Annotated in this window: 12 protein-coding genes; 7 read left to right on the forward strand and 5 right to left on the reverse strand. The window is 67.9% G+C overall.

Features of this window, described 5'->3' with window-relative positions; translation table 11 throughout:
• From PV734_RS45465 to PV734_RS45480, 4 genes are all read left to right on the forward strand, one after another.
• Nucleotides 1–3,464 (forward strand): multifunctional oxoglutarate decarboxylase/oxoglutarate dehydrogenase thiamine pyrophosphate-binding subunit/dihydrolipoyllysine-residue succinyltransferase subunit (locus PV734_RS45465; RefSeq protein ID WP_319295183.1); only part of this gene is annotated, 3,464 nt, incomplete at its 5' end.
• A 175-nt stretch (nt 3,465–3,639) separates the two neighbouring features.
• The gene (locus PV734_RS45470) at nt 3,640–3,819 is read left to right on the forward strand and encodes a DUF6104 family protein (protein WP_319295185.1); all 180 of its coding nucleotides are present in this window, start codon (nt 3,640–3,642) and stop codon (nt 3,817–3,819) included.
• A 165-nt stretch (nt 3,820–3,984) separates the two neighbouring features.
• Entirely contained in the window at nt 3,985–4,887 is a 903-nt protein-coding gene (locus PV734_RS45475; protein WP_319295187.1) for a DUF4097 family beta strand repeat-containing protein, read from the forward strand.
• Between the two features lies 1 nt (nt 4,888).
• Nucleotides 4,889–5,977 (forward strand): helix-turn-helix transcriptional regulator, encoded by a 1,089-nt coding sequence (locus PV734_RS45480; protein ID WP_319295189.1) that lies wholly within the window; start codon nt 4,889–4,891, stop codon nt 5,975–5,977.
• Between the two features lie 58 nt (nt 5,978–6,035).
• Here the strand turns inward: PV734_RS45480 and PV734_RS45485 are convergent, their stop codons facing one another.
• The 4 genes from PV734_RS45485 to PV734_RS45500 form a co-directional block, all read right to left on the reverse strand.
• A complete protein-coding gene (locus tag PV734_RS45485) occupies nt 6,036–6,626 on the reverse strand; it encodes a Clp protease N-terminal domain-containing protein (protein WP_319295191.1) in 591 nt (196 codons plus the stop codon).
• Entirely contained in the window at nt 6,626–6,835 is a 210-nt protein-coding gene (locus PV734_RS45490; protein WP_319098766.1) for an HTH domain-containing protein, read from the reverse strand. The genes PV734_RS45485 and PV734_RS45490 overlap by 1 nt, the downstream gene beginning before the upstream one ends.
• A gap of 156 nt (nt 6,836–6,991) precedes the next feature.
• The gene (locus PV734_RS45495; RefSeq protein ID WP_319098767.1) at nt 6,992–7,957 is read right to left on the reverse strand and encodes a zinc-binding dehydrogenase; all 966 of its coding nucleotides are present in this window, start codon (nt 7,955–7,957) and stop codon (nt 6,992–6,994) included.
• 294 nt (nt 7,958–8,251) lie between these two features.
• A complete protein-coding gene (locus tag PV734_RS45500; RefSeq protein ID WP_319098768.1) occupies nt 8,252–9,460 on the reverse strand; it encodes an NADP-dependent malic enzyme in 1,209 nt (402 codons plus the stop codon).
• 726 nt (nt 9,461–10,186) lie between these two features.
• Between PV734_RS45500 and PV734_RS45505 the strand changes: the two genes are divergently transcribed.
• From PV734_RS45505 to PV734_RS45515, 3 genes are read left to right on the forward strand one after another with little or no spacing between them, the layout of a single operon-like run.
• Nucleotides 10,187–11,149, forward strand: a complete 963-nt coding sequence (locus tag PV734_RS45505; protein ID WP_319098769.1) for an ABC transporter substrate-binding protein — start codon at nt 10,187–10,189, stop codon at nt 11,147–11,149.
• Between the two features lie 32 nt (nt 11,150–11,181).
• Nucleotides 11,182–12,111: an amino acid ABC transporter permease gene (locus PV734_RS45510; protein WP_319098770.1), complete on the forward strand. Its 930-nt coding sequence runs from the start codon at nt 11,182–11,184 to the stop codon at nt 12,109–12,111.
• Complete coding sequence (locus PV734_RS45515) at nt 12,108–12,908, forward strand: amino acid ABC transporter ATP-binding protein (protein ID WP_319098771.1); 801 nt, start codon at nt 12,108–12,110, stop codon at nt 12,906–12,908. The genes PV734_RS45510 and PV734_RS45515 overlap by 4 nt, the downstream gene beginning before the upstream one ends.
• A 510-nt stretch (nt 12,909–13,418) precedes the next feature.
• Here the strand turns inward: PV734_RS45515 and PV734_RS45520 are convergent.
• Nucleotides 13,419–13,769 (reverse strand): hypothetical protein, encoded by a 351-nt coding sequence (locus PV734_RS45520; protein WP_319098772.1) that lies wholly within the window; start codon nt 13,767–13,769, stop codon nt 13,419–13,421.
• Between the last annotated feature and the right edge of the window lie 142 nt (nt 13,770–13,911).

The following is a 13,911-nucleotide window of genomic DNA, read 5'->3' on the forward strand; positions in this document are numbered from 1 at the left end:
CGGCCGCTCCGGCGGCTCCGGTCGCGAAGCCCGCCGCGGCGGCGCCCGCACCGGCCGCCGCCAAGCCGCAAGCCGCCCCCGCGCCCCAGGCCGCGGACGGCCCGGAGTTCGTGACGCTGCGCGGCCCGTCCGCGGCCGTGGCGAAGAACATGAACGCCTCGATCGAGGTGCCCACGGCCACGTCCGTGCGCGCGGTCCCGGTGAAGCTGCTCTTCGACAACCGCATCGTCATCAACAACCACCTGAAGCGTGCCCGGGGCGGGAAGATCTCCTTCACCCACCTCATCGGCTACGCGATGGTGCAGGCCATCAAGGTCATGCCGTCGATGAACTACTCCTTCCAGGAGAAGGACGGCAAGCCGACCCTCGTCAAGCCGGCGCACATCAACTTCGGCCTGGCCATCGACCTGGTGAAGCCCAACGGCGACCGCCAGCTCGTCGTGGCCGGCATCAAGAAGGCCGAGACGCTGAACTTCTTCGAGTTCTGGCAGGCCTACGAGGACATCGTCCGCCGCGCCCGCGACGGCAAGCTGACGATGGACGACTTCACCGGCGTCACGGTCTCCCTGACCAACCCCGGCGGCCTCGGCACCGTTCACTCGGTCCCGCGTCTGATGCCCGGTCAGTCGGTCATCATGGGCGTCGGTTCCATGGACTACCCGGCGGAGTTCCAGGGCACGTCCCAGGACACCCTGAACAAGCTCGGTATCGCCAAGGTCATGACGCTCACGTCGACCTACGACCACCGGGTCATCCAGGGCGCGGCGTCGGGCGAGTTCCTGCGTGTCGTCGCGAACTCCCTCCTCGGGGAGAACGGCTTCTACGACGAGATCTTCGAGGCGCTGCGCATCCCCTACGAGCCGGTCCGCTGGCTCAAGGACATCGACGCCAGCCACGACGACGACGTCACCAAGGCCGCCCGCGTCTTCGAGCTGATCCACTCCTACCGGGTCCGTGGCCACGTCATGGCCGACACCGACCCGCTGGAGTACCGCCAGCGCAAGCACCCCGACCTGGACATCACCGAGCACGGGCTCACCCTCTGGGACCTGGAGCGCGAGTTCGCGGTCGGCGGCTTCGCGGGCAAGTCCCTGATGAAGCTGCGCGACATCCTCGGCGTGCTGCGCGACTCGTACTGCCGCACCACCGGCGTCGAGTTCATGCACATCCAGGACCCGAAGCAGCGCAAGTGGATCCAGGACCGCATCGAGCGCCCGCACTCCAACCCGGAGCGCGAGGAGCAGCTGCGCATCCTGCGCCGCCTGAACGCGGCGGAGGCCTTCGAGACCTTCCTGCAGACGAAGTACGTCGGCCAGAAGCGCTTCTCGCTGGAGGGCGGCGAGTCCGTCATCCCGCTGCTCGACGCGGTCATCGACAGCGCGGCCGAGTCGCGCCTCGACGAGGTCGTCATCGGCATGGCCCACCGCGGCCGGCTGAACGTCCTGGCGAACATCGTCGGCAAGTCGTACGCCCAGATCTTCCGGGAGTTCGAGGGCAACCTCGACCCGAAGTCGATGCACGGCTCCGGCGACGTGAAGTACCACCTGGGCGCCCAGGGCGTGTTCACGGGCCTGGACGGCGAGCAGATCAACGTCTCGCTGGCCGCCAACCCGTCCCACCTGGAGACGGTCGACCCGGTCATCGAGGGCATCGCCCGCGCCAAGCAGGACATCATCAACAAGGGCGGCACGGACTTCACGGTCCTGCCGGTCGCCCTGCACGGTGACGCGGCCTTCGCGGGCCAGGGCGTGGTGGCCGAGACCCTCAACATGTCTCAGCTGCGGGGCTACCGCACCGGCGGCACGGTCCACATCGTCATCAACAACCAGGTCGGCTTCACCGCCGCCCCGGAGTCGTCGCGCTCCTCCATGTACGCCACCGACGTGGCCCGCATGATCGAGGCGCCGATCTTCCACGTGAACGGCGACGACCCCGAGGCCGTCGTCCGCGTCGCTCGGCTGGCCTTCGAGTTCCGCCAGGCGTTCAACAAGGACGTCGTCATCGACCTCATCTGCTACCGCCGCCGCGGTCACAACGAGTCGGACAACCCGGCGTTCACGCAGCCCCTGATGTACGACCTGATCGACAAGAAGCGCTCGGTGCGCAAGCTCTACACCGAGTCCCTCATCGGTCGCGGCGACATCACCCTTGAAGAGGCCGAGCAGGCACTGCAGGACTTCCAGGGTCAGCTGGAGAAGGTCTTCACGGAGGTCCGCGAGGCCGTCTCGCAGGCTCCCGAGGCCCATGTCCCGGACCCGCAGGCCGAGTTCCCGGTGGCTGTGCGGACCGCGATCTCCCAGGAGGTCGTCAAGCGCATCGCCGAGTCCCAGGTCAACATCCCCGACAACGTCACCGTCCACCCGCGACTGCTGCCGCAGCTGCAGCGTCGCGCGGCGATGATCGAGGACGGCACGATCGACTGGGGCATGGGCGAGACCCTCGCCATCGGCTCGCTGCTCCTCGAAGGCACCCCTGTCCGTCTCTCCGGCCAGGACTCCCGACGGGGCACGTTCGGCCAGCGCCACGCGGTGCTGATCGACCGGGTCACCGGCGGGGACTACACCCCGCTCCAGTACCTCTCGGACGACCAGGCCCGCTACAACGTCTACGACTCGCTGCTCTCCGAGTACGCGGTCATGGGCTTCGAGTACGGCTACTCGCTGGCCCGTCCCGAGTCCCTGGTGATGTGGGAGGCGCAGTTCGGCGACTTCGTCAACGGCGCTCAGACGGTGGTGGACGAGTACATCTCGGCGGCGGAGCAGAAGTGGGGCCAGACGTCCGGCGTCACGCTCCTGCTCCCCCACGGCTACGAGGGCCAGGGCCCGGACCACTCGTCCGCGCGCATCGAGCGGTTCCTCCAGCTGTGCGCCCAGAACAACATGACGGTCGCCCAGCCGACGCTGCCGTCGAACTACTTCCACCTTCTGCGGTGGCAGGTGCACAACCCGCACCACAAGCCGCTGGTGGTCTTCACCCCGAAGTCGATGCTGCGCCTCAAGGCGGCGGCGTCGAAGGCGGAGGAGTTCACCTCGGGCGCGTTCCGCCCGGTCATCGGTGACGAGTCCGTCGCCGCGGCCGACGTCCGCAAGGTCGTCTTCTGCGCCGGCAAGCTGTACTACGACCTTGAGGCCGAGCGGAAGAAGCTCGGCACCACGGACACGGCGATCATCCGCATCGAGCGCCTCTACCCGCTCCCGGGTGCGGAACTCCAGGCGGAGATCGCCAAGTACCCGAACGCCGAGAAGTACCTGTGGGCGCAGGAGGAGCCGGCGAACCAGGGCGCGTGGCCCTTCATCGCCCTCAACCTGATCGACCACCTGGACCTGGCGGTCGGCGCGGACATCCCGCACGGCGAGCGGCTGCGGCGCATCTCGCGCCCGGCGGGCTCGTCCCCCGCGGTGGGTTCGGCGAAGCGTCACCAGGCGGAGCAGGAGCAGCTGGTGCGCGAGGTGTTCGAGGCCTGAGCCTCCGAACACGCCTGACGGCACAGGCAACAGGGCCCGGCACCGGAATTCGGTGCCGGGCCTTCGTCATGTGCCGCACCGGCGGCTCCGCATAACCTTGAGAGGTACGACCGGTGGCCCCGGCCCCGATCGCCAGTCCCCACGACCAGCCCCAGCAGTCCCCAGGAGAACATCCGTGTACTTCACCGACCGAGGCATCGAAGAACTGGAGAAGCGGCGCGGCGAGGAGGAGGTCACCTTCGGGTGGCTCGCCGAGCAGCTGCGGACCTTCGTCGACCTCAATCCCGACTTCGAGGTACCGGTGGAGCGCCTGGCGACCTGGCTGGCACGGCTGGACGACGAGGACGACGAGTAGGCCGGAGCCGGGTGGGCCGGGCCTGAGCGGGCCACACCCCCGAACGAGTGTCTTGACTTCCCGTGAGCGCGATATATCGTGAATAGCAGAAGACGCGATATGGCGCGTTGCGTCCTGTCGTCTTCCCGGAGTCGAGCATGTCCGTTCACCCAGGGGGTCCGCATCATGTCCACCACATCCGAGTGGTCCGTCAAAGAGCCCGGCAAGCTCACCTTCGACGAACCGGTCACAGACCTGCACGTACGCATCGTCAACGGAACGGTGAACGTCGTGGGCACCGAGGAGAGTTCCGCCCGCCTGGAGGTCTCCGAGATCGAGGGCCCACCTCTGGTGGTGACCCAGGAGAACGGCGTCCTGACGGTGGCCTACGAGGACCTGCCCTGGAAGGGCCTCCTCAAGTGGCTGGACCGCAAGGGCTGGCGCCGCAGCGTGGTGGTCTCCCTGGCCGTCCCGGCCCACACCCGTGTCGAGGTGGGCGTGGTCGGCGCCGGCGCGGTGGTCTCGGGGGTCGACGGACCGACGGTGGTGAAGGGCGTCACCGGCGACACGACGCTCGTCGGCCTGTCCGGCCCGGTCCGCGCCGACACGGTCTCGGGCAACCTGGAGGCCCAGGCGGTCACGGGGGAGCTGCGGTTCAACTCCGTCTCCGGCGACCTCACGGTGGTCGAGGGCTCCGGACCCTCCGTGCGCGCGGAGTCGGTGAGCGGCTCCATGATCGTCGACCTCGACCCGGAGGGCCCGACGGACGTGCAGCTGACGAACGTCTCGGGGGAGATCGCCATCCGGCTCCCGCATCCGGCGGACGCCGACGTGGAGGCGAACACGGCGAGCGGCAAGATCTCGAACGCCTTCGACGGCCTCCGCGTCCACGGCCAGTGGGGCGCCCACCGCGTCACCGGCCGCCTGGGCGCGGGCACGGGCAAGCTGCGGGCGACGACGGTCTCCGGCTCCATCGCCCTGCTCCGCCGCCCCCAGGGGGAGGACGAGCCGACCGACTCCGCCCCGGCCTCCGGGAACCCGTCCGCCCCGGGAGACGATTCCGGATCCACGAACAAGAAGGTGCTCTGACATGCCTCCCGTCTTCGCCCACGGCCGCCTGCGTCTCTACCTGCTGAAGCTGCTGGACGAGGCTCCCCGCCACGGCTACGAGGTGATCCGCCTCCTGGAGGAACGCTTCCAGGGGCTGTACGCGCCGTCGGCGGGCACCGTGTACCCGCGCCTGGCCAAGCTGGAGACCGAGGGCCTGGTCACGCACACCACCGAGGGCGGCCGAAAGGTGTACGCGATCACGGACGCGGGTCGCGCCGAGCTGGCCGACCGCAGCGGTGAACTGGCCGACCTGGAGCTGGAGATCCGTGAGTCGGTGGCCGAACTCGCCGCCGAGATCCGGGCCGACGTCCGGGGTGCGGCGGGTGATCTGCGCCGGGAGGTGCGCGCGGCGGCCGGCGAGGCCCGCAGAGGCCCCGGAGCCGCTCAGGGCACCCCGTTCGGGGACCCGGCGGATGTCGGCGACAAGGAGGCGTGGCGCGTCGCGAAGGAGGAGATGCGGCGAGCCAAGCAGGAGTGGAAGGAGCAGGCCCGGCGCGCGAAGGACGAGAGCCGCCGGGCCCGTGAGGAGGCCCAGCGGGCCAGGCGCCAGGCCAAGGAGGCCCAGGAACACGCCCGCGCCCAGGCCCAGGAGGAGGTCCAGCGCATCGCCAGGCGTGTCCAGGAGCAGGTCCAGGACCACTTCACGAGGGGCGACTGGCCGACGGGCGTCCGGGAGGGCCTGACCGAACTGGCCAAGGAGTTCGGCGAGTTCGGAAAGGACTTCGGCAAGAACCTCGGCAAGGACATCGGACAGGGCCTGGGCAAGGACTTCGGCTTCCCCCGTTCGGGCGGCACCACCACCCCCACGGCACCGGGCCGGGAGCACCCGGAGTACACGGACACTCCCCCGGACTTCCCGGCCGGCTACGAACCGCCGACCTGGGCGCACGAGGACTCCAGCGGCAACCCGGCCCGGGACCTGGACCGCCTCCTGGACCGCTTCCGCGACGACATCCGCGACACGGCCCGCGACCACGGTGTCACGGAACCCCAGGTCCACGAGATCCGCGGTCACCTGTCCGCGGCGGCGGCACTGGTGGAGGCGGCACTGCGGACGCCGAAGCGATGAGGGCGGGCGGGTCCCCGACGCGCGGGACAACGTCTCGCACCGCCCCGATCCGCCCCTCTCAGCCCGCCTTCGCCGCGCCCTCGCCCTCGCCGTCGCCGTCGCCGTCGCCGTACAGGACACGGCTCAGACCGCCGTACGTGACTCCCTGATCGGCGAGGACCTCCGACGGCACACCCGGGCGGGCCGTCAGGGCGAGGAGGATGTGCTCGTCGCCGATCCGGCGGTCCCGGTGGGCCACGGCGATGCGCAGGCACCTCTCCAGCACCTCCTTGGCATCCCTGCCGAAGGGCCGACGCCCCGACGACAGCCGTCCCCGGCCCCGGGGAAAGCCCGACATCGCGCCGACGCCGTGCACCTCCTCGACGCGGGAGACGATGTCGGACACGTCGATCCCGAGCCCGGCGAGGGCATCGGCCTCGGCCTGGGACAGTCCGGCGCGGCGCCGGGCGTCGGCCAGGGCGGCCTTCACCGACTCCTTGCGGTCGGCGAGTCCGAGCGAGGCCAGCGCGAAGGAGGCCCTGCCGCCTTCCCCGTCGAGCAGCGCGAGCAGCAGGTGCTCGGCGTCGACGGACCGGCTGCCGACGCGAGCGGAGTGCTCGACGGCACCCTGCACCACAGCGCGCGCATCGCTCGTGAACCGTTCGAACATCACTGCCTCCCGTGCTTCTTGTGGACGGCCTGCCTGCTGACACCGAGTTCCGTGGCGATCTCCTGCCACGACCAGCCCTGGTTGCGCGCACTGCGCACCTGCACGGACTCCAACTGCTCGACCAGCTTCCGCAGTGCGGAGACAGCCCGCAGTCCGATCCGCGGGTCGCGGTCACCCGCGCGCTCGGCGAGATCTGTTGCTTCGGTCATGACGTCAACATAGGTTGACACTGCCAGGACCGTCAACCCTGATTGACAGATGGGCGGATGGACAGATGGACAGCTCCGGGCGTCGCGAACACGCGAACGGCGGGCCCGGAAACCCGGGCCCGCCGCAGTCGGACGGAGGTCAGCACATGCCGGTGATCAGGAGGTGGTGAGGACGATCTTGCCGAACAGGTCGCCCGATTCAAGGCGTTCGAAGCCCTCGCGGGCCCGGTCCAGCGGAAGGACCTCGTCGATCACGGGGCGTACTCCGGTGGTGGCGCAGAAGGACAACAGGTCCTCCAGTTCGTCCTTCGAGCCCATCGTCGAGCCGACGACCTTGAGTTCGAGGAAGAAGATCCGGGTCAGTTCGGCGTGCGAGGGGCGGTCCCCGCTGGTGGCGCCGGAGATGACGATGGTGCCGCCGGGCCGCAGCGACTTGACCGAGTGCGACCAGGTGGCCGCCCCGACCGTCTCGATCACGGCGTCCACGCGCTGCGGCAGCCGCGCCCCGGACTCCACCGCCTCGACGGCGCCCAGCTCCAGTGCCCGCTTCCGCTTCGCCTCGTCCCGGCTGGTCGCGAAGACCCGCAGCCCCGCCGCCTTGCCGAGCACGATCGCGGCCGTCGCGACCCCGCCACCGGCGCCCTGCACGAGCACCGAGTCGCCGGGACGTACGCCCGCGTTGGTGAAGAGCATGCGGTACGCCGTCAGCCAGGCCGTGGGCAGACAGGCCGCCTCCGCGAAGGAGAGCTCCTTGGGCTTGGGCAGGACGTTCCACGCCGGTACGGCGACCTGCTCGGCGAAGGTGCCCTGGTATCGCTCGGTGAGGATGGAACGGGGTTCCCCGGGGCCGACCCCGTGGCCGGTCTGGCCGATGACGGAGTGCAGGACGACCTCGTTGCCGTCCGCGTCGACGCCGGCGGCGTCACAGCCGAGGATCATCGGCAGGCGCCCCTCGGGGAGTCCGACTCCGCGCAGGGACCAGAGGTCGTGATGGTTGAGCGAGGCGGCCCTGACATCGACCGTCGCCCAGCCCGGACGCGCCTCGGGGGCTGGGCGGTCACCCAACTCCAGCCCGTCGAGCGGGCGGTCGGGGTCGATACGGGCGGCGTAGGCGGCGAACATGACCTTGACGATAGGGGGCGAGCGGGGCCGGGGGAACGACACGGCACTGTGACACACACCCTCTTGCACTCCGCCCGCGCCTCGGGAGTGCCCGCGCCTACAGCCCCGGCCCGCACCTTCAGCCCGTCCGGCGTTTGAGGACGAGGCCCCTTCAGGGCCGAAAGGGGGGTCTGGGGGCGCAGCCCCCAGTGGGGGTCCCCCCTCTGGGGGAGGGATGGGACGGGTAGGGGCGGCGGGGGCGAACCAGGAACGGCCCCGCCACAAGCCGGACGGGGCCACCCTGACAAGCCACGCTCAGCGCCGAGCGACACCCTCCGCCCGAGCCGCCGCAGCAACCGCCGCGGTAACGGCAGGCGCGACCCGCGGATCGAACGGCGACGGGATCACGTAATCGGCGGCCAGATCCTCACCCACGACCGCCGCCAGCGCATCCGCCGCCGCGATCTTCATCCCCTCCGTGATCCGCGAGGCCCGCACCTGCAGCGCCCCCGCGAAGATCCCCGGGAACGCCAGCACGTTGTTGATCTGGTTCGGGAAGTCCGAGCGCCCGGTCGCGACGACCGCCGCGTACTTGTGCGCCACATCCGGGTGCACCTCGGGGTCCGGGTTGGCCATCGCGAACACGAACGCGTCCTTGGCCATCGAAGCCACCGCCGCCTCCGGGACCGTACCGCCGGAGACGCCGATGAAGACGTCGGCGCCCGCCAGGGCACTCTCCAGCGACCCCGTCAGCCCGGCCTTGTTCGTCAGCTCGGCCAGCTCGCGCTTGACCGGCGTGAGGTCGTCCCGGTCCGCCGAGACGATGCCCCTGCGGTCGGCGACGGCGACATCGCCGAGGCCCGCCTCGAGGAGGAACTTCGCGATGGCGACGCCCGCCGCACCGGCGCCCGAGATCACGCCCCGCAGCTCCCCGAGCTCCCGCCCGGTCAGCCGTGCCGCGTTGCGCAGGGCCGCCAGCGTCACGACCGCCGTGCCGTGCTGGTCGTCGTGGAACACGGGGATGTCCAGCTGCTCCTGGAGCCGCCGCTCGATCTCGAAGCAGCGCGGTGCCGAGATGTCCTCCAGGTTGACCCCACCGAAGGACGGCGCCAGCCGGACCACCGTCTCGATGATCTCGTCCACGCCCGTGCAGGCCAGCGCGATCGGGACCGCGTCCACGCCGCCGAACTGCTTGAACAGGATCGCCTTGCCCTCCATCACCGGGAGGGACGCCTCGGGACCGATGTCCCCGAGCCCGAGGACCGCCGTTCCGTCCGTCACGACCGCGACGACGGACGACTTCCAGGTGTAGTCGTTGACGAGGTCGGGCTGCTCGGCGATGGCGGTGCACACCCGGGCCACACCGGGGGTGTACGCGAGGGACAGGTCGTCCTTGTCACGGATGGGCACGGTGGCCTGCACGGCCATCTTGCCGCCCCGGTGCAGAGCGAACGCCGGGTCGAACTCACCGGCATCACTGTCGGTGACGATGTCGCCGCGAGGATTGACGATCTCCGCTGCCACTTTGTTTACCCCTTAAGTCTTCAAGGTTTGGAGGGTGACCACTCCTGGTGAGGGGTGGGCGGGCACCGCGCAAGGCCCCGGTGAGTGATGCGCACGGGCACGAGCGCGACGGGCGCGCCGCACACGCGCCCTGAGCCCCGGATGAGGGGTGTGAGGAACCTTCTTACCGGACGGAGGACACCGACGACGACCCCATAGCGCGAAGGTCACACGGGGGCGACATGACTCATCACCACACATGGCCACATACCCGGGCATGATCGATCAAATCGAGAGGCACACCGGACCCGAATCGCAAGCACGGCGCAAGCCGATGCGATCCGGACGGTATCGAGACGCGATCTGGCTGAGATCGGTCCGGGATCAGCCGGGATCAGCCGGGATCAGGCCGGGACGAGGTCCCACTCGGCTGTACGTACGGATGCAACAGCCGCTCACCTGGCGAGATACACCGAAGATCTTCCGGCCGGAACGAATGATTCCCGTAGAAGATCCGGGAAGGTCCGGCTCTGGTGCACCGACCTGACGCCGCACGGGGGTCACCCGTTATCCGATTTTGACATGGCCGGTCGTCTGAATGCCTCAGTCCGAATGGCAAGATGCCGTAATCACACAAGGTCGCGACACTCAAAGATGCGTGCACCAGTCGACCCGCCGGAATCGTCCGCCCTCCGGGGCGGGCCCCGGCCCCAATGGCACACCATCCATCCGCCGGAGGAACCCACCATGACCGCAAGCTCCACCCTTCGTACGACCGCCGCGCACAACCGGCTAGCCGCGGTCGGTGCGATCGCGGTCGCGGGCGCCCTGCTGCTCACCGGTTGCGGTGACCAGACAGACAAGAGCAGCGACAGCAGCTCCAACTCTCCGTCCTCGTCAGCGCCCCTCGCCGCCAAGCTCCCTGCGAGCATCCGCGACGCAGGCGTCGTCAACGTGGGCTCCGACATCGCGTACCCGCCCGTCGAGTTTGTGGACGGTGGCAAAGCCTCCGGTATCGACCCGGACATCGCAGCCGCTCTCGGCAAGCAGCTGGGCGTCAAGTTCGCCTTCCAGAACGGCAAGTTCGACCAGCTCATCGTCGGTCTGCAGTCCAAGCGGTTCAACGTGGTCATGTCTGCGATGAATGACACTAAGGACCGTCAGAACGGTGTCGACTCGGACACCGGCAAGAAGGTCGGCGACGGTATCGACTTCGTCGACTACTTCACCGCCGGCACCTCGATCCTGGTCCAGAAGGGCAACCCGAAGGGCATCCAGTCCCTGGACGACCTGTGCGGCAAGGTGGTGGCCCTACAGAAGGGCACCACGTCTGAGGGCATCGCCAAGACACAGAGCGCAAAGTGCAAGACGGATGGCAAGAAGGCCATCACCCTGCAGACCTTCGACACCGACCCCGAGGCTCTTCTCCGCCTCAAGCAGGGTGCCTCGGTTGCCGACCTCAACGACTTCCCGGTTGCCGCCTACAACGCGAAGACTTCAGGCAGCGGCAACGACTTCGAGGTCGTTGGCAATCAGATCGAGGCAGGCCCATACGGCATCGGCGTCAGCAAGGACAACGCCGAGCTGCGAGATGCCCTCCAGGCAGCCCTGAACGCGATCATCAAGAACGGCGAGTACACGAAGATCCTTGAGAAGTGGAACGTCACAGATGGCGCGGTGACCGAGTCCAAGGTCAACGGTGGCTCTTGATCTGCCCGGCGCGACACTGAAGGGCAGTCACCGTGACTGACATTGTCGACAAGGCTCCGGCGCCCTCGCTGCCGCCGGAGCAGATCAAGGCCATCCCGGTGCGCCACTACGGCCGCTGGGTGGCCGGCGCTGCGGTCGTCGCGCTGCTGGTGATGATCGGAATCGCGTTCTCCAACGCGAAGATCAACTACAGCATCATCCCGGACTACGTCACGGACGGGACCATCCTGTCCGGCGTCTGGCACACGCTGTACATCTCCGTCCTCGCCATGCTCCTCGGACTTGCCCTGGGCGTGGTCCTCGCGGTGATGCGGATGTCGTCGAACCCGGTCACGAGCACCGTGGCCTGGTTCTATGTCTGGTTCTTCCGCGGCACGCCCGTGCTAGTCCAGCTCCTCCTCTGGTACAACATCGCGCTCGTGTTCCCCATCCTCAACCTGGGGTTCTACAAAGACGAGATGAACCAGGTGATGACACCGTTCCTGGCCGCGTTGCTGGGGCTCGGCCTCAACGAGGCCGCGTACATGTCCGAGATCGTCCGGGCCGGCATCCAGTCGGTGGACGAGGGACAGACGGAAGCGTCGCATGCGCTGGGCATGACACAGGGCAAGACTCTGCGTCGCGTGATCCTGCCCCAGGCGATGCGGGTGATCGTGCCACCGACGGGCAACGAGTTCATCAACATGCTGAAGACCTCGTCGCTCGCCTACGCGGTCCAATTCAACGAGCTCATCAAGCGGTCCACGGACATCTCCAGCACTTCGCTCGCGGTCGTCGAGCTGTATTTCGTGGCATCGATCTGGTACCTGATCCTCACCAGTGTGTTCAGCGTCGGCCAGTACTACCTTGAGCGACGCTACGCCCGTGGCTCATCGCGCAACCTGCCACCGACCCCACTGCAGCGCCTGAGGAAGAACCTCCGGCTGTTCGGTTCGTTCCGCCGCCCGGAGGTAGCCCGATGAGCGGTATCAGCAAGAGCCTCGGCAAGCCCACGACCAGTCACCCCATGGTGAAGGCCGAGGGCGTGCACAAGTCGTTCGGTCTTGCGCACATCCTCAAGGGCATCGATCTGGAGGTGAACGCGCGTGAGGTGTTCTGCCTGATCGGCCCGTCCGGCTCCGGCAAATCAACTTTCCTGCGATGCATCAACCACCTGGAGAAGATCAGTGCTGGCCGCCTGTCCGTCGATGGCGAGCTGGTGGGTTACCGACAGAAGGGCGACAGGCTCTACGAGCTGAAGGAACGTGAAGTCGCTGCGCAACGACGGGACATCGGCATGGTCTTCCAGCGCTTCAATCTCTTCCCCCACATGACGGCTCTGGAGAACGTCATGGAAGCGCCGGTCCAGGTGAAGGGCGAGTCCAAGGCTGTCGCCCGGGAGCGGGCCCAGCAGCTACTGGACCGTGTGGGCCTTGGCGATCGCAAGGGCCACTACCCTGCCCAACTCTCCGGCGGTCAGCAGCAGCGCGTCGCCATCGCCCGCGCGCTCGCGATGGAACCCAAGCTGATGCTCTTCGACGAACCGACCTCGGCTCTCGACCCCGAGCTTGTCGGTGAAGTCCTCGACGTCATGCGAGACCTCGCCGAGGACGGCATGACGATGATCGTTGTCACGCACGAGATGGGTTTCGCCCGCGAGGTCGGTGACTCTCTCGTGTTCATGGATGACGGTGTGGTGGTAGAAGCAGGCCATCCGAGAGAAGTGCTGACGAATCCTCAGCACGACCGCACCAAATCTTTCCTCTCCAAGGTCCTCTGAGCTCATCCGGTCTGCATGCTCCCCGCCATACGCCCTGTATCGTGGGGAGCATGGCCTGCCGCATGATCATCACAGGGCGGCGGCTGTCAGTACCGCCCTGTTGGAAGAGGTGCGAGCAGATATGCAGAAACGGGTATCGGCAGTTGCACCGCTGCTCTGCACGTGATCGTCGGGCTGGACACCCAGACAGGCGCAATGACCTTGCATCGGCCAAGCCAGCCGTAGGCTGAAGGGTTTATCGACTTGACTCGAGCCTCTGGACCTGACCACCACGGTCAACGTTAGAGGCCGCTGGAATATCGCTCGCCCGTAATGCCACTCAAGGACATGCGCATCGACCAGGCCGGCTGAACCCTCAGATAGAGATGATCATCAAGGGTAGGTACGGTCAGAGTGAGGCGTCCACAAGTCTCACCACCGCACCAATGTCCCAGCGCCTTACGACTACGGACGCAGAACGCACTGGCAGGACAGAGGCATGCCCCTGTCCTGCCAGTTGTTCACACTTCGTCAGTGGATGTAGGTCGTCCATCCCTGGTCAGGAACATTCACTTGGTGCCCGCGCTTTTCGATCATGTCATCCGGGTGGCACGTCGCCTTACTGGAACCGGTTCCGGAGATCGTCGCACCATACTTGTTCGTACGGTAGAAGGTATCCGGGTTGATGCAGCCCAGATAGGCACGGACCTTCCGACCACACGGGTTGCTGGTGACCTTGACCGTGTACGACTTGCCACTCGTGGAGCCACTGGCGCTGACGACGCAACTCGGATCGGCCTGAGCTCCCGCCACGAATACCGGCAGCCCACTGAAGGCCAGCACCGAAGCCACGCCAACGAGGACGCTGTGTCTGAGTTTCATGAAATCCCCCTACAGTAGGCCCCAGGTCACCTGGGACTGATGTCAGGGCCCCGGCGTTTGCCCGGGTCGTCCGGTTTGATCATGTGATGCCGTAGAGGCTGAGGACGAGGGTGCGTTCGGTGTGGGCCCGGCGGCCGGCGGC

The organism is Streptomyces sp. AK08-02 (assembly GCF_033795085.1).
In the GTDB taxonomy this organism is placed as follows: Bacteria; Actinomycetota; Actinomycetes; order Streptomycetales; family Streptomycetaceae; genus Streptomyces; species Streptomyces echiniscabiei.

Coding starts and splice junctions, on each gene's coding strand:
- PV734_RS45495 (WP_319098767.1), bottom strand. CDS start 7,957: ATGTTCGCCGCCTACGCCGCCCGTATCGACCCCGACCGCCCGCTCGAC.
- PV734_RS45505 (WP_319098769.1), top strand. CDS start 10,187: ATGACCGCAAGCTCCACCCTTCGTACGACCGCCGCGCACAACCGGCTA.
- PV734_RS45520 (WP_319098772.1), bottom strand. CDS start 13,769: ATGAAACTCAGACACAGCGTCCTCGTTGGCGTGGCTTCGGTGCTGGCC.
- PV734_RS45480 (WP_319295189.1), top strand. CDS start 4,889: ATGCCTCCCGTCTTCGCCCACGGCCGCCTGCGTCTCTACCTGCTGAAG.
- PV734_RS45485 (WP_319295191.1), bottom strand. CDS start 6,626: ATGTTCGAACGGTTCACGAGCGATGCGCGCGCTGTGGTGCAGGGTGCC.
- PV734_RS45475 (WP_319295187.1), top strand. CDS start 3,985: ATGTCCACCACATCCGAGTGGTCCGTCAAAGAGCCCGGCAAGCTCACC.
- PV734_RS45515 (WP_319098771.1), top strand. CDS start 12,108: ATGAGCGGTATCAGCAAGAGCCTCGGCAAGCCCACGACCAGTCACCCC.
- PV734_RS45490 (WP_319098766.1), bottom strand. CDS start 6,835: ATGACCGAAGCAACAGATCTCGCCGAGCGCGCGGGTGACCGCGACCCG.